The sequence below is a fragment of the Streptomyces sp. NPDC059917 genome, from assembly GCF_042730635.1.
Classification (GTDB): Bacteria; Actinomycetota; Actinomycetes; order Streptomycetales; family Streptomycetaceae; genus Streptomyces.
Window position 1 is genome coordinate 72,305 of the sequence record NZ_JBHWLC010000014.1, and the last position, 21,923, is coordinate 94,227.

6 protein-coding genes are annotated in these 21,923 nt (G+C 73.9%); 5 read left to right on the forward strand and 1 reads right to left on the reverse strand.

Translation table 11 applies throughout. The features are described 5' to 3' along the window. Window positions 1-19: 19 nt before the first annotated feature. On the reverse strand, window positions 20-634 hold the full coding sequence (locus tag ACFWAR_RS11275; RefSeq protein ID WP_385775517.1) for a helix-turn-helix domain-containing protein: 615 nt from the start codon (window positions 632-634) through the stop codon (window positions 20-22). Window positions 635-789: 155 nt separating this feature from the next. Between ACFWAR_RS11275 and ACFWAR_RS11280 the strand changes: the two genes are divergently transcribed. The 5 genes from ACFWAR_RS11280 to ACFWAR_RS11300 all read left to right on the forward strand — a co-directional run bounded on the left by ACFWAR_RS11280 (window position 790) and on the right by ACFWAR_RS11300 (window position 21,786). Continuing rightward, a complete protein-coding gene (locus ACFWAR_RS11280; RefSeq protein WP_385775519.1) occupies window positions 790-1,785 on the forward strand; it encodes a LuxR C-terminal-related transcriptional regulator in 996 nt (331 codons plus the stop codon). A gap of 462 nt (window positions 1,786-2,247) precedes the next feature. Then, window positions 2,248-2,439 (forward strand): hypothetical protein, encoded by a 192-nt coding sequence (locus ACFWAR_RS11285; protein WP_385775521.1) that lies wholly within the window; start codon window positions 2,248-2,250, stop codon window positions 2,437-2,439. Window positions 2,440-2,491: 52 nt separating this feature from the next. Then, window positions 2,492-3,244 (forward strand): 4'-phosphopantetheinyl transferase, encoded by a 753-nt coding sequence (locus tag ACFWAR_RS11290; RefSeq protein ID WP_385775524.1) that lies wholly within the window; start codon window positions 2,492-2,494, stop codon window positions 3,242-3,244. Window positions 3,245-3,606: 362 nt separating this feature from the next. Beyond that, window positions 3,607-12,534 carry an SDR family NAD(P)-dependent oxidoreductase gene (locus ACFWAR_RS11295; RefSeq protein ID WP_385775526.1) on the forward strand — a complete coding sequence of 2,976 codons (8,928 nt, stop codon included), beginning with the start codon at window positions 3,607-3,609 and terminating at the stop codon, window positions 12,532-12,534. 15 nt (window positions 12,535-12,549) lie between these two features. After that, the gene (locus tag ACFWAR_RS11300; protein WP_385775528.1) at window positions 12,550-21,786 is read left to right on the forward strand and encodes an amino acid adenylation domain-containing protein; all 9,237 of its coding nucleotides are present in this window, start codon (window positions 12,550-12,552) and stop codon (window positions 21,784-21,786) included. The last annotated feature ends 137 nt before the right edge of the window (window positions 21,787-21,923 follow it).

Below are 21,923 nucleotides of genomic sequence, written 5' to 3' on the forward strand. Positions count from 1 at the left end.
CCGTGCGGGGCGGAAGCGGTCAGTCCTCGGCCGTCGGACCTTCGGCGGGACCGGACGGGCCGCCGCGGCGGCGGAAGGCCACCCCGGCCTCGGCCAGCATCCGGTGCACCCAGCCGTACGAGCGGCCGGTCAGCTCGCTCAGCTCGCGGATCGACGCGCCGTTGAGGTAGGCCTTCTTCAGTTCCAGGGAGTGTTGGGCCCGAACCGGTCCCAACATGTGCTTCCTGTCGGGCAGGTGGAGGTCCGTGGGGTCGGGCTTCGGCTGCTGCGCCGGGTCCGGTTCCACCCGGGGCGGTTCGGGCTGCCGCGGCTGCTCCGGCCGCGGTTCCTGCCGGTACCGGTCGGCCGCGTCGACCGCGGAGCCGGACGGGGGCTCCATCAGGGCCGCCCCGCACTCCACGACGGCGAAACCGGCGAAGGCGGGTGAGCGCAGGGCACGCAGCGCCAGGCGCAGGGCCGCCGTCTCCGCGTCCGCGAGGGCGCCGCAGGAGAAGAACAGGCCGATGACGGGAAGCCCGTGCGGGTCGGGCATCGCGACGGCGACGTGCTCCAGCGCGTCGTCCGCGTCCGCGCGCGCCATGAGCTGGGCCGCGGTGTCCCGGGGCAGTTGCCGACGGCCGTCCAAGGGGGCCATGCGTAAGTGAACGAGATGCATAACAACGAAGATCGTCTGTTCGTCCGGCCGTAACAAGGAGATGAAGTTGGCCGGTTCCGGCAATTACCCGTTCTGGCCCTGACATGCTGAGATCAATCTGCCATGATCAATCTGAATCTGATGAGGGGGACGTCATGCTGGGGTTGTTGGGATTAGATTCGCTGACCGAGGAGGTCTACCGGGCGATGCTGCTCCATCCCGGTAAAGGGGTCGGCGCGTTAGCCGACCACCTGGGGAGACCGGAGCACGCGGTCCGGACCGCACTGGACAGATTGCACGAATTATCATTGGTGCGTCCTTCCGCGGAGAACGGGCTGCGCGCGGTCGAGCCCGAACTGGGCATGGAGGCGCTGTTGGCCAAACAGCAGGCGGACCTCGCGGCGCAGCGGCAACGGGTGGAGGAATCCCGCGCCGCGGCGGCCCAGTTGATCGCCCAGTTCTCCGAACTGCGCTCGACGTCACGGCAACCGGGCGTCGAGCTCCTCGATGACATCGACCAGATCCGCGACCGGCTCGCGCTGCTCACCCGCCGGGTGCGGACCGAGGTGATGACCTTCGCCCCCAACGGTGGGCACACGCAGGAAAGCCTGGAGACCGCAAGGCCGTTGGACGCCGAGCTGCTGGACCGCGGGGTGCGGATGCGGACGGTCTACCTGGACAGCGTCCGCAACAGTCCGCCCACCGTGGCCTACGCCGAATGGCTGGCGGAGCGGGGCGGCGCCGTGCGCACGACGCCGTCCTTGCCGGTGCGCATGGTCATCGTGGACCGGGAGACCGCGCTCATTCCCGTCAACGCCGAAGACGCGCGGCACGCCGCTGTGGTGCTCACGGGGCAGGGCACGTTGACCGCCCTGTGCGCGCTGTTCGACACCGTGTGGGCGTCGGCCCAGGACCTGGGCGAGGAGAACAAGCGGGACGAGTCGGGGCTCAGCGCGCAGGAGCGCGAGGTCCTGGTCTTCCTGTACCGGGGGATGACCGACGACGCCATCGCCAAACGGCTGGGTGTATCGCCGCGCACGGCGCGTCGCGTGGCCAACGACATGATGGAACGGCTCGGCGCGCGCAGTCGGTTCCAGGCCGGGGCCCTGGCCGTGCAGCAGGGCTGGCTGCCGACGGTGCGAGCGCGCTGAGCGCTCACCACGAAGGCGCGTCCGGACAGGGCCATTGACCGAAATCGCTTGTCGTCATGGCGGAAAGCTAGAGGAAAGCTAGAGGAAAGGGAGGAGAAGGGCAGGAAGAACCACCGGGCGGCACCGACGCCGTGGACCGCGAAACGACACGGAACGACGCGGAACCACGAGCGACGACGCGGAACCGCCCCTGTGCACGCACCGACGGGCCGACCCCTTTGCGGGGGTCGGCCCGTCGGCGTTTGCGGTCACGGACCGCGCGGTTTCGCCCCGACACGCAGGCCAGGACGGAAACGGCAGCTGCCGCTTCCGGCAACCCGGTAGCCCTTCCGGGCCGCTTCCGGCCCGGCGAGAGTGGAGACATCGCCGGGGACGCCCGAGAGAACCGCACAGCAAGAGCCCGACAAGCCAGGCATGCATGGCCGTCGGGGTCGCTGTCACCCGTTACTCGAAGGAGCTTCCATGTCCCGCCACACGACCGCCGCCGCCCAGTCCGCCGCCGCCAAGACGGTCCTGGTCCTCGCCACCGCGCTGCTCGCCCCGGTCCTCCTGGCCCAGAGCGCCTCCGCGGATCCGGTCACCCCCGCCGCCGCCCCCACCACGGTCACCACCACCGCCCCCGCCGCCGGGACGAACTCCATGATCTGGGACTGAACCCCCGCCTCACCGGCCGTGCGACGACGACAAGTGAAGAAAGGGGAGGCTCGTGATCGAGGAGATACTTCCCGCTGAGGTGGCCGCCATCGACGCGGTCGACGAAGATCTGGCCGATCTCTTCGCCGCGGAGCGCGCGGCGATCGGCGGAGCGGTTCCCGAGCGCCGTCGGGAGTTCGCGATGGTGCGCAAGTCCGCCCGGACGGCGCTGGGGCAGCTCGGCATCCCGCCGGTGCCCCTCGTGCCGGGCGCCGGTCGGGCCCCGGTCTGGCCGACCGGAGTGGTCGGGAGCATGACGCACTGCCCCGGCTACCGCGCCGCCGCGGTGGCCCGGTCCAGCAGGGTGCACGCCGTCGGCATCGACGCCGAGGTCAGTGAGCCGCTGCCGAGCGGGGTATTGCAGATGATCGGGCTGCCGTCGGAGCGCGCGATGCTCGCCCGACTTGACGAACAACACCCGGAAGTTCCGTGGGACCGATTGCTCTTCAGCTGTAAGGAGTCCGTCTACAAAATCTGGTACCCGCTCGCCGGGAGCATGCTGGAGTTCGACGGCGCGGAGGTCGAAATCGACCCAGGTGGCTGCTTTTCCGCGCGGTTCACGGTCGAGGGACCGGTCGCCGCGGGTCACCGGGTCTCGCACCTTTCGGGGCGCTGGCTGCATCGGGACGGGCTGCTGCTGACCGGAATCGCTTTGGGAATGATCAATCTGCCAGGGATTTCGTTGCGCCCCGATGATCACTCGCCTAGGCTCCAACTGGCCGTCTCGTCAGGTGAATTGACGGGGAGTTCCCTTGGCTGGAACTAGGCGTTATGGGGGTCGGATCCGGCCACGTACCGGACGAGCGCGCGGGGGGAACGTATTTGAGAGTCTGCGGACTGTAACGGGGCCACCTCCGCTTACAGGAGTGCTGGTCAACCGGGCTGACGCCCGTATCCGCCAGGTGTCCGCAGGGCGCCTCACCTTCATCGACGCCGTCGACAGCCGTCGCTTCCGGCGTCAATGAGGCATGCCCTGGACGGGTTGATTGATCATGTTCCGCTTCTTTGCGCGGAGATCCTGGCGATCAGAATGACGGAGTTCTCTACACGTACTCCGGAATGAATTCTTCCGGCTGGGCCTGGACCGGGCCCCTCCGCCGGATCGTCGCTCGTCTGGGATGGAAACCGATGGCCGTATCCGAATCGCCCGTGTTCACCGAGACCTTCACGGTCACGTCCGACAACCCGCTGCTGCACGGCCATGTCGTCTACGGGCGGCCGCTGCTGCCGGGAGTCGGCTACGTGGACCTGGTCCTCCAGGTCCTCGCCCGGCACGGCCACGCCATGCCGGACGTCGAGCTGCGCAACCTCACGATCCTCGCGCCCCTCGTCGCCGCACCGGGCGAACGCGTACGGACCACCATCGAGGGCCGCCCCTCCCCGCGCGGCGGCTGGCGCATCGAGGTCCGCAGCCGCCGCGAACAGGACTCGGCCGACGTCCTGCACGCCGTCGTGGCCGCGCACCGACGGGAACGGGCCGCCTTCACCGAGCGGTTGGCGCTCCCGCTGGACGGGGTGACCGGTGCGACCCCGGTGACCGACATCTACCGCTGGTGCCGTGAGCACGAGCTCCAGCACTCCGGTCTGATGAAGATCAGCGGTCAGGTGCACCACCGGTCCGGCGACTGGATCGCCGAACTGGAGCTGGCCCCCGAGTACCACGGCACCACCGAGGCGTTCCTCTTCCACCCCGCGCTGTTCGAAGCCGGGCTGCTCGGCGGCGGCATCGCCATCGGCATGCTGCACGGCGACGACGACGGCCCGGGGCTGTACCTGCCGCTGATGTTCGAGGAGTTCCGGGCGGCGGGCCCGCTGGGCAAGCGCGTCTTCGTCCGGGTCCCGGCCGAGTCGGTGCGTCGGGACGAGGAGCTCATCCGGCTGGTGGTCGAGTTCTACGACGAGAACGGGCACAAGGTCGCCGAGGTCGGCCGGTTCGTGGCCAAGCGGGTCCGCGCCCAGTCCTCCCTCGACGTCCGCGAGACCCCTGCGCCCGTGTCCGCGCCGGTCGCCGCCGCCGTGCCCGCCCCCGCCCCTGTCGCCGCTGCCGCCCGTGTGGGTGGCGGTGGTGATTTCGTGTCGGTGCTGCGGGAGCTGGTGGCGGTGCGGTTGGGGCGCGCGGCGGCCGATGTGGAAGTGGACCTCGGCTACTACGAGCTGGGTCTGGCCTCGGCCGATCTGTTGGCGTTGGTCTCGGACTTGGAGGATCGGCTGGGTGTCTCGCTGTCCCCGACGGTGATGTTCGAGTACCGGACGATCACCGAGCTGGCGGACTGGCTGGAGGAGGAGCACCCCGACCGGGCGCTCCCGCCCGAGCCCGAGCCCGTGCCTGCGCCCGCGCCTGCGCCCGAGCCCGTGTCCGCGCCTGTTGCCGCCGCCGCGCCCGCCGCGGCGCCCGCCCCTGCCCCCGTCGCCGATGCGGACGCCGCCCGCGTGGGTGGCGGTGGTGATTTCGTGTCGGTGCTGCGGGAGCTGGTGGCGGTGCCGTTGAAGCGTGCGGCGGCCGAGGTGGAAGTGGATCTCGGGTACTACGACTTGGGTCTGGCCTCGGCCGATCTGTTGGCGTTGGTCGCGCAGTTGGAGGATCGGCTGGGTGTCTCGCTGTCGCCGACGGTGATGTTCGAGTACCGGACGATCACCGAGCTGGCGGCCTGGCTGGAGATGGAACACCCCGACCGGGCGCCCGCACCCGCGGCCCCCGCGGCCGTCGAGCCCCCCGCGGCCGTCGAGGCCCCCGTCGTCGTCGAGGCGCGCGCGACCGTCGCGGCCCCCGCGGTCGTCGAGGCGCGGGGCCCGGTCGAGGTCGCCGCCGGCCCGCTGGCCGTCGTCACCGAGGAAGTGGCCGCGCTGCTGAGCGTGACCGCCGTCGAGGTCGACCCCGACGCCGAACTCGCGGAGTTCGGGCTCGACTGGACCGGCCTGGCCCAGCTCGCGGGCAGGCTGACGACGCGGTACGGCCGTACCGTCGAGCCCACCGTGTTCTCGCGGCACCGGACGGTACGGGCCGTGGCGGCCCACCTCGACTCCGCCGTCCCCGTGGCCGAGCACCCGATGCTGCACCGGTCCGTCCCGGACGCCGCCGGGGAGGGCGCCGCCCGCGGCGCCTCGTACACGACGCACTTCACGGGCGAGGAGCCGTACCTGAAGGACCACCGGGTGCGCGGCGTCCGCGTCCTGCCCGGCGTGGCCCACCTGGAGATGGCCCGCGCGGCCGTCGCCCGCACCCTGGGCGAGGAGCACGCCGACCGGGTGCACCTGGAGGACGTCGTGTGGCTGTCCCCCGCCGCCGCCGCCGACGGAACGGACGGGCTCGACCTGAGCGTGACCGTACGGGCCCTGCCCGGCGGCGCCGTCCATGCCTACGAGATCCACGCCCTCGGCGGCGACGGCGAACCCACCCTGTGCAGCACGGGCCGGGCGAGCCTGCGCGAGTCCGGCACGGGCCGGACCCTGCCCTCCCTCGCCGAGGTGCGCGCCGCCTGCACGGACACCTCGGTCTCCGCCGCGGACGTCTACGGCCACTTCACGGCCATGGGCCTGGAGTACGGCCCCTCGCAGCGCACCCTGGTCGCCCTGGCCAAGGGCACCGACGCCACCGGCCGCCCCCAGCTCCTCGCCGAACTCCGGCTGGCGCCCACGGCGCAGCCGCTGCACGGCGTCCGGCTGCACCCGGCGATCGCCGACGGCGCGCTCCAGGCCACCATGGGCCTGTGGCTGACCGGCGGCCCCACCGGCCGGGAGCGGGCCGCGCTCGCGCTGCCGTTCGCCCTCCAGCAGGCGGCCACGCCCGCCGCCACCCCGGACCGGTCCTGGGCCTGGGTGCGCCACCAGCCGGACAGCCCGACCGAGGCGGCCGACGGCTCCGTGCGGCTCGACGTCACCCTCTACGACGAGCACGGCCGCGTCTGCGCGGACCTGTCCGGCCTGAGTTCGCGCCGCATACCCGCCGAGCCCGCGCAGATCGGGGCTCCGGTCGCGGCCGCCGCCGTGGTCGCCGCCGGGGCACCCGCCGTCACCGACATCGCGATCGTCGGCGTCAGCGGCCGCTACCCGCAGGCTCCCGACCTCGACACGTTCTGGGACAACCTCCGCGCCGGTCGCGACAGCATCAGCGAGGTTCCGGCGGACCGCTGGGACCACCGCCGCTACACCGAGGCGTCCGGACGCACCGCCGGCACCTGGGGCGGCTTCCTCGACGGCATCGACGAGTTCGACCCGCTGTTCTTCCAGATCTCGATGCTGGAGGCCGACTACCTCGACCCGCAGGAGCGCCTGTTCCTCCAGTGCGCCCACCACGCCCTGGAGGACTCCGGTTACACCGGCCGGGGCCTGTCCGACTCGGGCCGGGTCGGGGTCTTCGTCGGGGTGATGTACCAGGAGTACCAGCTCTTCGGCGCGCAGGCGCAGGAGCGCGGCAAGCGGACCGCCCTGTGGGGCAGCGCCTCCACCATCGCCAACCGGGTCTCCTACTTCCACGACTTCCGCGGCCCCAGCCTGGCCGTGGACACCATGTGCTCGTCCTCCCTCACCTCCCTCCACCTGGCCTGCGAGGCCATCAGGTCGGGCCAGTGCGAGGCGGCGATCGCGGGCGGCGTGAACCTCAGCCCCCACCCCAACAAGTTCATGGTGCTCGCCGAGCGCCACTTCCTCTCCAGCGACGGCCGCTGCCGCACCTTCGGCGAGGGCGGCGACGGCTACGTGCCGGGCGAGGGCGTGGGCGCCGTCGTGCTCAAGCCGCTGGACCGGGCCGTGGCCGACGGCGACCAGATCTACGGCGTGATCAAGGGGACCGCCGTCAACCACGGCGGCCGCACCGGTGGTTACTCGGTACCCACCCCGGTGGCCCAGGGCGAGGTCATCGCCGAGGCGATCGCCGCCTCCGGTGTGGACCCCCGGGCCCTCAGCTACCTGGAGGCGCACGGCACGGGCACCTCCCTCGGCGACCCGATCGAGATCGCCGGACTCCAGAAGGCCCTGCGCCAGGCCGGTGGCGGCCCCGAGCACCTCGCCATCGGTTCGGTGAAGTCGAACATCGGGCACTGCGAGAGCGCGGCCGGGATCGCCGCGGTCACCAAGGTGTTGCTCCAGCTCAAGCACGGGGAACTCGTGCCGAGCCTGCACTCCCGCGAACTCAACCCGCACATCGACTTCGAGCGGACCCCGCTGCACGTGCAGCAGGAGGTCGAGCCGTGGCGGCGCCCCGTCCTGGAGGTCGACGGGGAGCAGGTCACCTTCCCGCGGATCGCCGGCGTGTCCAGCTTCGGCGGCGGCGGTTCCAACGCCCATGTCGTGATCGCCGAACACCTGCCCACCACCCCCCGACCGGTACGGCCCGCGGCCGACGGACGGCCCTGCCTGCTGGTGCTCTCGGCCATGAGCGAGGCCCAGCTGGTCGAGCAGGCCCGGCGGCTGAGCGCCCGACTGGGCGAGCTGACCGACGCCGACCTGAGCGACGCCGCGCGGACCCTGCAGAGCGGCCGGACCGCTCTGGACGAGCGGCTGGCCTTCGCCGCCGCGACGCGGGCCGAGGCCGTCGCCCTGCTGGAGTCCTTCGCCGCCGACCCGCGGCGCCCCGGCGCGCCCTGGACCCGCGGCACCGTCCGCGTCGACCGCGACCGCGACGGCCGGGCCCTGGCCGAGGCCGTCGCGCAGTGGTCCGATTCGGGCGCGTACGAGCGACTGCTGGGCCTGTGGGCCGACGGGGCGGCCGTGGACTGGGAGGCGGCCCACGCCTTCCTGCCGCCCGCCCGCCGGATCGGCCTCCCCGGCTACCCCTTCGCCCGGGACCTGTGCCGACTGGGCGAGGAGGTCCTCGGCGTACCGCTGCACCAGCAGCCGCACCGGCAGTCCGGGCAACAGCCCGCGGAGCCGCCGCAGTCGCTGGCGGCAACGCCGCGATCCGATTCGGCCGATGCGGACGAGGTGCTGCTGCTGCGCCCCGTCTGGACCGACCGCGCCCCCGACCGCACGCCGTCCGGGACCCCGCAGGAGAACCCGGTTCCCGCGGAGTTCGCGGCGCGCCACGTCGTGGTGATCGGGCGGCCGGGCGCCGCCGAGCGCGAGGCCCTCGAGGCCGCTCTGCCGACGGAGACCGGGTGTCGCTTCCTGGAGCCGGTCGAGGGCTCGGCGGCCCAGCAGTACACCGGCCTGGCCGGGCGCCTGTTCGGGATCGTCCGCGAGCTGCTGGAGCGCGGGGTGCGGGGGCCCGAACTGCTCCAGGTGGTGCTCGTCGGCGACGCCGGACGGGACACCGATCACGACCCGCGCGCCTGCTTCGGCGGGCTCGGCGGGATGCTGCGGACCGCGCGGCTGGAGAACCCGCGGCTGCGCACCCAGCTCGTGGAGTGCCTCGACGGCGCCGCACCGGACGAGGTCGCGGCCCGGCTGATCGCCGAGGCCGTGTCCGACCCCGAGCCCGAGGTGCGCCACCGCGGCGGCCACCGGCTCGTCGCGGAGCTGGCCGAACTCACCGCGCCCCGGCCCGCGGCCCGGCCGTGGCGCCCGGACGGGGTGTACCTGATCACCGGCGGCGCCGGGGGCCTCGGCCTGATCGTGGCCCGCGAGATCGCCGCGTCCGCCACCGGCGCCACCGTGGTGCTGACCGGCCGTTCCCCGCTGGACGCGGACCGACGGGAGGCCCTGCGGACCCTGCGCGAGGCCGGGCTGACGGTGGACTACCAGCGCGCCGACGTGGCCGACCGCGAGGCGGTGGCCCGCTTGCTCGCCCACGTCGCCGACAACCACGGCCCCCTGACGGGCATCGTGCACAGCGCCGGAGTGGTCGCGGACAACTTCGTGGTCCGCAAGAGCCCCGAGGAGCTGGCGCGGGTCCTGGCCCCCAAGGTCGCCGGGCTCGTCCACCTCGACGAGTCGACCCGGGACCAGCCGCTGGAGGCGTTCCTCTGCTTCTCGTCGATCAGCGGTACCTTCGGCAACCCCGGCCAGGCCGACTACGCCGCCGCCAACGGGTTCATGGACGCCTACGCGGCCCACCGCAACCGCCTGGTCGAGTCCGGCCTGCGGCGCGGGCACACCGTGTCCGTCGCCTGGCCGCTCTGGGACGAGGGGGGCATGGGGGCCGACGCCGCCGTGCGCGACCTCCTGGCCGGTACGGGCCTGACCCCGCTGGACACCCCCCGCGGCCTGGCGGCCCTCCGGGTCGCCCAGGCTCCGGGGGAGAACGGCCTCGACGCGGGGCGACTGCTGGTGGTCTCGGGCCGTCGTGAGCGGCTGCCGGCCGGACTCACCGGCCGCACCGCTCCGACCGCCCCGGCTCCCGCCGCGAGCACGCCCGCTGCGCCGGGCGCCCTGGCTCCCGAGACGGACGCCGCCCTGGAGGAGCGGGCGGTCGGGCACCTGCGACGACAGCTCGCCACGGCCCTGGGGCTCCGCCCGGAACGGCTGGCCGTGGACACGCCGCTGGAGCGGTACGGGATGGACTCCGTCCTCGCGGTGAACTTCGTCTCCGGCCTGGAGGACACCTTCGGCCCGCTGCCCCGGACCCTGCTGTTCGAGGTGCAGACGGTCCGCGGCTTCGCCCGCCACCTCCTCGGCGAGCACCCGGCGGAGCTGCGCGCGCTGATCGGCGAGCCCCCGGCCCGGTCCGGCGCGCAGCGCCCGACCCCGGCGGCCGCCCCCGCACCCGAGCCCGCCCCGGCGCCGGTCCCGGAGCAGTCGCACGCCGCCGAGGCCCGTACGCCCGAGGCCCGTACGCCCGACGCCCGTACCGATGGCGCCCGTACCGAGGTCCGTACCGCGGAAGCCGACCGTGACCCCGCCGGTGACCGGGACCGCGACGCCATCGCGATCATCGGCATCACCGGGCGCTACCCGGACGCCCCCGACCTGGAGGCCTTCTGGGCCAACCTGCGCGCGGGCCGGGACTCCGTCACCGAGGTGCCGGCCGACCGCTGGGACCACGAGCGGTACTCCGGAGCCCCCGACACCCCCGGCACCAGCCGCGGCAAGTGGGGCGCCTTCCTCGACGGCATCGACCGCTTCGACCCCCTGCACTTCGGCATCTCGCCCCGCGAGGCCGCGGTGATGGACCCGCAGCAGCGGCTCTTCCTGGAGACCGTCTGGCACCTCTTCGAGCAGAGCGGAGTGACCCAGGAGGTCATCGAGCGGCGGCACGGACGCCGGGTCGGCGTGTACGTCGGATCCGCCTACCAGATGTACCGGGCCGAGGACACGGAACCCGCGCTCGCGGCCCTGACCGCCTCCTCCTCCTACAACATGATCGCCAACCGGGTCTCGCACTTCTTCGGCCTCGAAGGCCCGAGCCTGGCCGTCGACAGCATGTGCACGTCCTCGGCGATGGCCGTCCACCTGGCCTGCGCCGACCTGCTGCGCGGGGAGAGCGAACTGGCCGTCGCGGGCGGGGTGAACCTCACGGTCCACCCGGACAAGTACGTGGCCCTGTCCGAGATGCAGTTCCTCGGCAGCCACCCGGGCAGCCGCAGCTTCCGCGACGGGGACGGCTACCTGCCCGCCGAGGGCGTCGGCGCCGTCCTGCTCAAGCCGCTGGCCGCCGCCCGGCGCGACGGCGACACGGTCCTCGCCGTCATCCGGGGCACGGCCTCCCTGCACAGCGGCCGGTCCAACGGCTTCATGACGCCGAGCCACCGCAGCATGGTGAAGGTGATGCGACGGGCGCTGGAGCGCGCCCGGGTCGCCCCCGGCTCCATCGGATACGTGGAGGCCGCCGCCAACGGCACCACCTTCTCCGACGAGGTCGAGGTGGGAGCCCTGCGCGAGGTGTTCGCCGCGGCCGATGCCCCGGTCGCCGTGGGCACCGTCAAGTCCAACCTCGGGCACCCGGAGGCCGCTTCCGGCATCGCCCAGCTGACCAAGGTCGTCCTGCAGCTGCGCCACCGGGAGCTCGCGCCGTTGGTCGAGGCGGGGGAGCCCAACGCGAACCTGGACCTCGCCGCCGGTCCGCTCGTGCTGTGCGACGCGCTGACCGCCTGGGAGCCCCGGGGCACGGCGGGTGCGCCCGGTACGGCCCCCGGCCGCCCCGCGCCCCTGCTCGCCCTGGTCAACTCGGTCGCCGCGGGCGGCAGCCACGTGAGCCTCGTCATCGAGGAGGCGCCGCCGCGCGCGTCCGACACCGGCGACGCGGGGGACGCACGGGAGGCCGGACCGCAGCTCGTGGTGGTCTCCGCCCGTCACCCCGAGGGGCTGCGCACCGCCGCCCGGCGGCTGCACGACCACCTCGAGGCCGGCCCCGTGGACCTCGCCGACCTCGCCTGGACCACCCAGGTCGGCCGGGAGGCGCTGCCCGAACGGCTCGCCGTGGTCGCGGGCTCCGCGCAGGAGCTCCGTGACGCCCTCGCCCACCACCTGGCCGCCGACGATGCCGCGGACGCTCACGCCGCCTCCGCCGACCTCGCCACCGTCCACCGCGGCAACGCGGACGAGGACGGCGGCCCCTTCGCCGCGGTGATCTCCGGCTCCCGGGGCGAGGCCCTCCTCGCCGGGTTGGCCGCCGACGGGGACCTGGAGAGCCTCGCCCAGCTGTGGGTGCACGGCGCCACCGTCGCGTGGCCCGCGCTGCACGGCGGCCCCCGCCGACTGGTGCCGCTGCCCGCGACCGCCTTCGAGACGGGCCGCTACTGGGTCGGCCGCACGCCCGCCGGAGCACCGGCACCGGGCCCGGTACCCGCGTCCGCCCCCGCAGCCGGTCCGGTACCGGCCGCGGACCAGGGTGGGGCCGACGCCGAGTCCCTGATGGCCTCCGCGTGGGCCGAGGTGCTCCAGATCGAGCCCTCCCGGCTCGGCGGCGCGAGCAACTTCTTCTCCCTCGGCGGCAATTCGCTGATGGCGACCCGCCTGATCAACCTGATCAAGCAGCGCACCGGCGTCGAACTGCCCGTACAGGCCGTCTTCGACGCGCCGAAGCTGACCGTGATGGCCGCCGAGCTCCGCCGCCGCCTGCCGGCCGACCGGCCCGCGGCCGCCGCCATCGGCGCCGCGGACGTGCACACGATCCTCGAGAGCCTCAGCCGCATCGAGAACATGACGGACGACGAGCTGGACGCCCTGGGCGTCGGTAACTAGGGCGAGGGGACCACGATGAGCACCACCACGCACTCCACCGGACCGGACCTGCTCCGGACCATCAACTCGCTGCCCGCCAAGCGCCGCCGGGCCCTGATCGCGCTCCTGCGCGAACAGGGCGTCGACCTCACCGCCCTCGGCCGGATCGACGACGTCCCGCTGCTGCCCCGGGAGGACGACGGGCCCGCGCAGCTCTCCTTCGCGCAGCAGCGGCTGTGGTTCCTCGCCCAGCTGGACGGCAGCAGCGCCGCCTACAACATCCCCGTCGCGACCCGGCTGAGCGGTCCGCTGGACCGCCCCGCCCTGCGGCGGGCCCTGGCCGAGCTGGTGCGCCGCCACGAGGCGCTGCGCACCCGCTTCGCCGACCGCGACGGCGTCCCGCACCAGCTGATCGGCGACGGCGGCGACTTCGCCGTCGCCGAGGCGGACCTCGCCGATCCGGCCGAACTGGCCCGGATCTGCGCGGCGGAGGCGGCCACCCCCTTCGACCTGGAGCACGACCGGCTGATCCGGGTCCGGCTGCTGTGCGAGGCCGAGCGGGAGCACGTACTGCTGATCACCATGCACCACGCCGTCTCCGACGGCTGGTCGGTCGGCGTCCTCATCCGCGACCTGAGCGCCCTCTACGAGGCGTTCGCCGCCGGACTGCCCTCGCCGCTCGCCCCGCTGCCCGTCCAGTACGCCGACTACGCGCTCTGGCAGCGCCAGTGGTTGCAGGGCGCGGAGCAGACCCGGCAGACCGCCTACTGGAAGGAGCAGCTCGCCGGGGTCGACCCGCGGCTGACCCTGCCCGCCGACCGCGAACGCCCCGCGGTCAAGACGTACCGGGGGGCCCGGGCGGGCTTCCTGCTCCCGCCCGACCTGCTGGCGCGGCTGCGCGAGGTCGCCGCGCGGCACGAGGCCACCCTCTACATGACGCTGCTGGCGGCCTACTCCGTCGTCCTGAACCGCTACACCGGCCAGAGCGACATCGCCGTCGGCACCGTGGTCGCGGGCCGCAACCGCATCGAGGTGGAGGGGCTCATCGGGTTCTTCGCCAACACGCTCGTCATGCGCGCCGACCTGTCGGACGACCCGGCCTTCCCCGAGCTGCTCGCCCAGGTCAAGCGGACCGCGCTGGCCGCCTACGACCACCAGGACGTGCCCTTCGAGGCGGTGGCCGACGCGCTCCAGCTGGAGCGCAGCCTCAGCCACTCGCCGGTCTTCCAGACCATGCTGGTGCTCCAGGAGGCGCAGACCGAGCGCACGGCGCGGCTCGGTGAACTCCTCGTGTCGGCCATCGAGTTCGACCTCGGCGTCACCAAGTTCGACCTCACCCTCGACCTGCGCGAGACCCCGGACGGACTCGCCGGGACCGTCGAGTACAACACCGACCTCTTCGACCCGGACACCATCCGCCGGTTCACCGGCCACTTCGGCGAGCTGCTCGGCTCCCTCACCGCCGACCCCGGGGCCCGGCTCTCGGGCCTGTCGCTGCTCGACGAGGCCGAGCGGGAGCAGGTCGTCCGGGGATGGAACGACACCGACCGCCCCTTCTCCGCCGACCGCTGCCTGCACGAGCTCTTCGAGGCCCGCGCGGCCCGCCACCCCGGCCGGACCGCGCTCGTCGACGCCGACCGCACCTGGACCTACGCCGAGCTGAACGCCTGGGCCAACCGCGTCGCCGACGCGCTGCGCCGCAGCGGAGTGGGCCCGGACACCCTGGTCGGCCTCAGCGCGGAGCGGTCCGCCGAGATGGTGGCCGGGATCTACGGCATCCTCAAGGCGGGCGGCGCCTACATGCCGATCGAACCGTCCTACCCGGCGGCCCGCATCGAGGACCTCGTCGAGAGCTCCGGCGTCCGCGTGGTCCTCACCCAGCCCCACCTGGACCCGGCCCCGCTGCACGGCGCCGCCGACCTGTTCACCCTCGACCGCGACGGCGCGGTCCGCGACCGGTCCGGCCGCGCGGCCGAGGACCTGTCCGAGCAGGACCTGCCCGCCGCCGCGCTCGGCCTCGGCCCCGGCAACCTGGCGTACGTCATCCACACCTCCGGCTCCACCGGCCGCCCCAAGGGCGTGATGATCGAGCACCGGGCGGCCGTCAACCGCATCGAGTGGATGCAGAACGAGTACCGGCTCGACCAGGACGACGTCGTCCTGCAGAAGACCCCCTACAGCTTCGACGTGTCGGTGTGGGAGTTCTTCTGGCCGCTGCTCTTCGGCGCCCGGCTCGCCGTCGCCGCGCCCGGCGGCCACAAGGACCCCGCCTACCTGGTCTCCGCGGTGCGCGAGTTCGGGGTCACCACCCTGCACTTCGTGCCTTCCATGCTGCGCTCCGTCGTGGCGGAGCCCGACTGGTCCGCCTGCACCTCCGTGCGCCAGGTGTTCTGCAGCGGCGAGGCCCTGCCCCCGGAGCTGTGCGCCCGCCACTACGACCGCCACCCGGCCCCGCTGCACAACCTGTACGGGCCCACCGAGGCCGCCGTCGACGTCAGCCACTGGACCGTGCCCGCCGGTCCGGCCCCGCGCCTGGTCCCCATCGGCCGCCCGATCCAGAACATCCGCCTGTACGTCCTGAACGAGGCCCTGCGCCCCCAGGGCGTCGGCTGCGTCGGCCAGCTGTACATCGCCGGTACGGGCCTGGCCCGCGGCTACCTGCACCAGCCGGAGCTGACCCGCGAGCGCTTCGTACCGGACCCGTTCGCGACGGACCCCGACGCCCGCATGTACCTCACCGGCGACCTGGCCCGCTGGTTGCCCGACGGGACGCTGGAGTACCTCGGCCGCGCCGACGACCAGGTCAAGCTCCGCGGCTTCCGGATCGAGCTGGGCGAGATCGAACACCGGCTGACCGAGCACCCCGCGGTCCGCGCCTGCGCCGTCATCGTCCGCGAGGACCAGCCCGGCAGCCCCCGGCTGGTGGCCTACCCCGTCCTCGACGACGCCCTCGCCCCGGCGGCGGACGAGGCCGCCCTGCGCGCCGAGCTCGTCCGGCACCTGGAGGCGACCCTGCCGGAGTACATGGTGCCCGGCGCCTTCGTCGTCCTCGACGAGCTGCCCGTCACCGCCCACGGCAAGCTCGACCGCCGGGCCCTGCCCGTCCCCGACATCGAGGCCTTCGCGCAGCGGGAGTACACCGCCCCGGCCACTCCCACCGAGCGGCTGCTCGCCGGTCTGTGGGCCGAACTCCTCGGCTTCGACGGCGACCGGATCGGCTCCGGCGACAACTTCTTCGCCCTCGGCGGCCACTCGCTCCTCATCACCGTGCTGGTGGCCCGCCTCGCCGAGCACGGCCTGCGCGCCTCCGTGCGCGCCGTCTTCGGCGCCACGACCCTCGCCGAGCTCGCCACCGCACTGGACGCGGCCGGACCCGCCGAGGCGTACGAGGTCCCGCCGAACCGGATCCCGACCGGCTGCGAGCGGATCACCCCGGAACTGCTGCCGCTGGTCGAGCTCACCCAGGAGCAGATCGACGCGGTCGTCGCCACCGTCCCCGGCGGCGCGGCCGACGTCCAGGACGTCTACCCCCTGGTCGCCACCCAGGAGGGCATCCTCTTCCACCGCCTGCTGGACCCGGACAACGACCCCTACCTGGTCTCGACCCTCTACGTCGCCGAGGACGAGGCCGCCTGCGCCGCCTTCACCCGCGCCCTGCAAGCCGTCGTCGACCGGCACGACGTCATGCGCACCGCCGTCGTCACCGACGGCCTGCCCGCGCCCGTCCAGGTCGTCCACCGCCGCGCCACCCTGCCCGTACGGCGCCTGCTCCTCGACCCGGAGCGGGACGCCGAGCAGCAGGCCCTCGCCCTGCTGGAGCGGCCCGACAACCTGGAGATCGACCGCGCCCCGCTGCTGCGCCTGACCGTCGCCGAGGACCCCGGCTCCGGCCGCCGCTACCTGCTGCTGAGCGCCCACCACCTGATCGAGGACGCCACCTCGCTCCGGCTCACCCTGAACGAACTCGCCCTGCACATGGCGGACCGCGCCGACCTCCTGGCCCCGCCCGCCCCGTACCGCGACTTCGTCGCCCACACCCGCAACCGGCAGGACGACGCCGACGCGGAGGGCCACTTCCGCGCCATGCTCGGCGACGTCACCGAACCGACCACCCCCTTCGGACTGACCGACGTGCACGGCGACACCAGCCGGGTCCGCCGACTGCGCCGCGCCCTGCCCGACGCCCTCACCCGGGAGATCCGGACCCAGGCCCAGCGGCTGCGGATCGCTCCCGCCAGCCTCTTCCACGCGGCCTGGGCCCGGGTCGTGGCCGCCACCAGCGGGCGCGACGACGTCGTCTTCGGCACCATCCTGTCCGGTCGGCTCCAGGGCGTGCCCGGGGTGGAGCGGATGCTCGGCAACTTCATCAACACCCTGCCCCTGCGGACCCGGCTGGCCGAGCGCACCGTGCGCGAGCTGATCGCCGACGTCGACACCGGCCTGAAGGACCTGATCGACCACGAGCAGACCCCGCTCGGGCTGGCGCAGCGCTGCAGCGCACTGGCGGGCGACGCACCGCTCTTCAGCGCCGTCGCGAACTTCCGGCACTTCGAGGCCGGGCACGGCGAGGCCGCCGAGGCCCTCACCGACGGCCGGGGCGTGCGCTTCCTCTCCGCCGCCGACGGCATCAACTACCCCCTCGTGGTCTCCCTGGACGACTTCGGCACCGAGCTCTCGCTGGACGTCCAGGCCGACGAGCAGGTGGCGTGCGAGGCCGTCGCCGACTACCTGGAGAGCGCACTGGCCGGGATCACCGCCGCCCTCGCCGACGGCGACGGCGCCCGGACCGCCGCGCTGGACGTACCGGTCCTGCCCGCGGCCGAACTCCACCGGCTGCTCACCGAAGGGGGCGGGCCGACGGCGCCCGTCACCGACGTCCCGCTGGGGGAGCTGGTCCAGCGCCAGGCGGCCCGCACCCCCGCCGCCCTCGCCGTCAGCGCGCCCGGCGGCGACGAGTTGACGTACGCGCAGCTCAACGAGCGGGCGAACCGGCTGGCCAGGGTCCTCATCGCCCGCGGCGTCGGACCCGACACCTACGCGGGGGTGTCCCTGCCCCGCGGCAGCCTGGCGATCGTCGCCTTCCTCGCCGTCCTCAAGTCCGGCGCGGCCTACCTGCCCATCGACCCCGAGTACCCGCAGGACCGGATCGACTTCATCCTCGGCGACACCCGGCCCGCCGTGGTCCTCACCGACCGGGCCACGGCCCCCGCGCTGCCGGGCGCCCCGCTCCTGGTCCTGGACGACCCGGCCACCCTGGCCCTGCTCGCCGACGCCGCGGCCGACGACCCCCGGCCGCAGGAGCGCACCGGCCCGCTGACCCCCGAGACGCCCGCCTACGTCGTCTACACCTCCGGCTCCACCGGACGGCCCAAGGGCGTGGTCCTGCCGGCCCGGGTGCTGACCAACCTGCTCGCCTGGTCCCGGTCCGTCTTCCCGGCCGAACCGGGCTCGCGGGTGGCGCAGTTCGCCGCGGTCAGCTTCGACATGTCCGAGTACGAGCTGCTCAACGCCCTGCTGCACGGCAAGACCCTGTGCGTGCCCGCCGCGGACGTCCGGGTGGACCCCGCCGAGCTCGCGCGCTGGCTGGACCACGAGCGGATCACGGAGTTCTTCGCCCCCAACGTGGTGATCGCCGCCGTCTACGAGGCCGCCACCGCGCAGGGCCTGGAACTCACCGCCCTGCGCCACGTCCTCCAGGCCGGCGAGGCCCTCCAGCTCACCGCGCAGGTACGGCAGTTCCACGCCGACCGGCCGTGGCTGCGGCTGCACAACCAGTACGGCCCCTCCGAGACCCACGTGGCCACCGCCGCGACCCTGCCCGAGGACGTCGGCGCATGGCCCGCCGCGGCGCCGCTGGGCCACCCCGTCGCCAACACCCGCGCCCACGTCCTGGACGACCGGCGCCGCCCGGTCCCGGTGGGCGTGGCCGCGGAGCTCTACCTCGCGGGGACCTGCCTGGCCCTGGGCTACCTGGGTCGGCCCGACCTCACCGCGGAGCGCTTCGTCGAGGACCCCTTCGGGGCCCCGGGCGAGCGCATGTACCGCACCGGAGACCTGGCCCGCCGGATGCCGGACGGCACCCTGGAGTACCTCGGCCGCGCCGACGACCAGGTCAAGGTGCGCGGCTTCCGGATCGAACCCGGCGAGATCGTGAACGCCCTGCACGCGCACCCCGCCGTGCACAGCGCCGTCGTCGTCCCCCGGGCCTCGGGGGAGACCACCACCCTGGTCGCCTACGCCCGCCCCACCCCCCGGTGGCTCGACGAGGCGGCCCGGGAACAGGACGCCGCCCACCTCGAGCGGTGGCGGCGGACCTTCGACGAGCGGTACGCCGCCTCCGCGACCGCCGACCCGGCGCCGCCCGCGGCCGACGGGGCGCGGGGCGCGCTCGCCCGCGCCGTCGGGGACCTGCGGCCCAAGCGCCTGCTGGAGATCGGCTGCGGCGCCGGTGACCTGCTGCGGCACTACGCCGAGGAGTGCGAGGCGGTGCACGTCGTCGACGTCAGCGCACCGGCCCTCGACGCGGTGCGCCGACTCGCGGAGCGCCGCGGCTGGACCCACGTGTCCCTGGTCCACGGTGACGCTCTGAGCGTCACCGATCCCTCGAACGGCCCGCTCGCCGGGGCCCGGTTCGACACGATCGTCCTCGACTCGGTCGTGCGGTACTTCCCCAATCGCCCCTACCTGGAGGAGACGCTCGCCCGCCTGCTGCCGCTGCTGGAGGAGGGCGGGCGCATCCTGATCGGCGGCGTCCGCAACCTCGACCTGTTCCCGGCGCGGCTGTGCGCCGCGGAGCTGGCCGACGCCACCGCGGGCACCACCGCCGGGGCCCTGCGGGCCCGGGTGCAGGACCGCCGCCGGGCGGAGTCCGAACTCCTGCTGAGCCCCAGCTGGTTCGCCTCCCTCACCGAGCGGTTCCCCGAGCTCGGCGCCGTCGACCTGCTGCTGCGGCGCGGCGACGGCGACGGCGAGGAGCCGGCCCACCACTACGACGCGCTGCTCACCAAGGGCGCCACCGCCACCGCCCCGGACCCCGGCCACCCCTGGCTGGAGGCCGACGGCCCGGCCGCGCTGCGCGCGCTGCTCGACGGCGGCGCGAGCGCGCTGCCCGAGCGGTTCGGGGTCAGCGGCCTGACCAACCCCCGGGTCGCCGACGACGTCCGCCTCCACGAGGACCTGGCCCGCTGGCCCGCCACCCGCGAGGTCCCCCCGCCGCCGCACGGCGCGGGCCTGTCCGCGCGGGCCGCCGAAGGGGTGCGGGAGCTCGAAGACGTCCTGAGGTACGCCGAATCCCTGGGCCACCGGGTGGCCGCCACCTGGTCCCAGGACCGGCCGGAGGGCCTGGACCTGGTGTTCGGCCGGGGCGAACTGCCCCGGGTGCGGGCGCGTTCCCCCTACCGCGCCGCCCAGCAGGCGAGTTCCCCGCAGCTCGGCCTGCTCGGCCCCGCCATGGCACGGATGCTGAAGGAGCACCTCGCCGGCTCGCTGCCCGAGTACATGGTCCCCAGCGCCTTCGTGATCCTCGAAGAGCTGCCCCTGACCTCCAACGGCAAGGTGGACAAGCGGGCGCTGCCCGCGCCCGGCGAAGACGACGTGGCCAAGGGCGAGTACGTCGAGCCGCGCACCGACGCCGAACGGACCCTGTGCCGGATCGTCGGCGAACTCCTCGGGGTCGGCCGCGTGGGCCTGCGGGACAGCTTCTTCGACCTGGGCGGGCACTCCCTGCTGGCCACCCGGCTCACCCTGCGCGTGAAGCAGGAGACGGGCGCCGAACTCCCGCTCAAGCTGGTCTTCACCGGTGCCACGCTGGAGCAACTGGCCGCCGCGCTCGAGCGGTCCGCGACCGACCGGAGCGCGGCGGGCGAGGGCGGGAGCGCCCCGGCGCGGACCGCGCCCCCGCTCGTCCCGGTGGACGGCGCCACGGCGGTCGGCGCGCGGGCCCCGCTGGCCCTGCAACAGCGGGACCTGTGGTTCCTGAACCGCCCCGGCCACCTCGCCGAGGCGCACGACAACGTGCAGCTCGCCTTCCGGATCGACGGCCCGCTCGACCGCGGTGCCTTCACGAGCGCCGTCCGGTCCCTGGTCGAACGGCACCCGATCCTGCGCACCGGCTACACGGAACACGAGGGGGTCTGGACCCAGCGGGTCCATGCGGCGGCCGGGTTCACCGTGCCGGTGCTGGCGGCCGGGGACGAGGAGGAGGCCGAGACCTGGGCCGCGGCGGAACGACTGCGCCCGTTCGCGCCCGACGCCCCGGCCGCCCTGCGGGCGCACCTGATCGCCCTGTCGGAAAACGCGCACGTCGCCGTACTCACCCGGCCGTGGGGAATCTTCGACGGTTGGTCGGTAAATCTGGTCCTGGCCGAGTTGATGGATTCCTACCGGCAATTCATCGGCGGCCGGGAACCGCGACGGGCCGCCCCGGCGCTGTCGTACGCCGATTTCGCTCACTGGCAGCAATCGGCCGTTGACGCTGCGGAGTTGGAACGGCAGCGGGAGTACTGGCGCGGCCGCCTGGCCGGGCTGCCCGCCGCGACCGCCCTGCGCACCGACTACCCGCGCGGCCCGGTGAAGACCTACCAGGGATCCTCGGTCCCGGTCCGCGTCCCTGCGGGGACCGCCGACGGGTTGCGCAGGCTGGGCCGCGAGCGCGGCGCCACGCTCTACATGAGCCTGCTGTCGGCGTACGCCGTCCTGCTGGGCGGGTGCACCGACGAGCGCGAACTGGCCGTCGGAACGGCGGTCGCCAACCGACCCGCGCCCGAACTGGAGCAGGTCGTCGGCTACTTCACCAACACCTTGGTGATGCGGCTGGACGTGGACCCGCAGCGCTCCTTCACCGAGCTGCTCGCCGACGCCGGGGAGGCCACGGCCGACGCTCACACCCACCTTGACCTGCCCTTTTCCGATCTCGTGCGCTCCCTGATCGCCGAGCCGGACCCGGCGCACTCCCCGCTGTTCCAGGTGATGTTCAACCTGCTGCCCGCCCCCGCCGGGGAGCCCGCGGCGGCCCAGGACGGGTCGGGAACGGAGCCCGGCGGGCTCGCCGTCCGGTACCTGCCGGCCCGGCCGGGCACCACGAAGTTCGACCTCAACCTGGTGCTCCAGGACGCCGGCGGCGCCCTGGAGGGCTACCTGGAATACAGCACGGACCTGTTCGCCCGGGGGACCGCGGAGCGGTTGGCCCGGGGGTACGAGCGGCTGCTGGGCGCGATCGCGGCGTCCCCGGACGCCGCCCTGGTGCGGCTGAGGGAGGCCGCCGCCCGGTCCTGACTCCCGGCACGTGAGTAGATTTTCGGCCACCCCCGATGCGGGGGTGGCCGAAAGTCGTTGGGTGAAAGCCGGAGGGATTCGCTCCGGACAAAGCGGTCAGAGGAAGATCATTCTCTGATCGTTTTTCGTTGCACCCC

Excerpts from the sequence above, each read along its gene's own strand:
- ACFWAR_RS11285 (WP_385775521.1), top strand. The coding sequence starts at position 2,248 with ATGTCCCGCCACACGACCGCCGCCGCCCAGTCCGCCGCCGCCAAGACG.
- ACFWAR_RS11300 (WP_385775528.1), top strand. The coding sequence starts at position 12,550 with ATGAGCACCACCACGCACTCCACCGGACCGGACCTGCTCCGGACCATC.
- ACFWAR_RS11280 (WP_385775519.1), top strand. The coding sequence starts at position 790 with ATGCTGGGGTTGTTGGGATTAGATTCGCTGACCGAGGAGGTCTACCGG.
- ACFWAR_RS11295 (WP_385775526.1), top strand. The coding sequence starts at position 3,607 with ATGGCCGTATCCGAATCGCCCGTGTTCACCGAGACCTTCACGGTCACG.
- ACFWAR_RS11275 (WP_385775517.1), bottom strand. The coding sequence starts at position 634 with ATGGCCCCCTTGGACGGCCGTCGGCAACTGCCCCGGGACACCGCGGCC.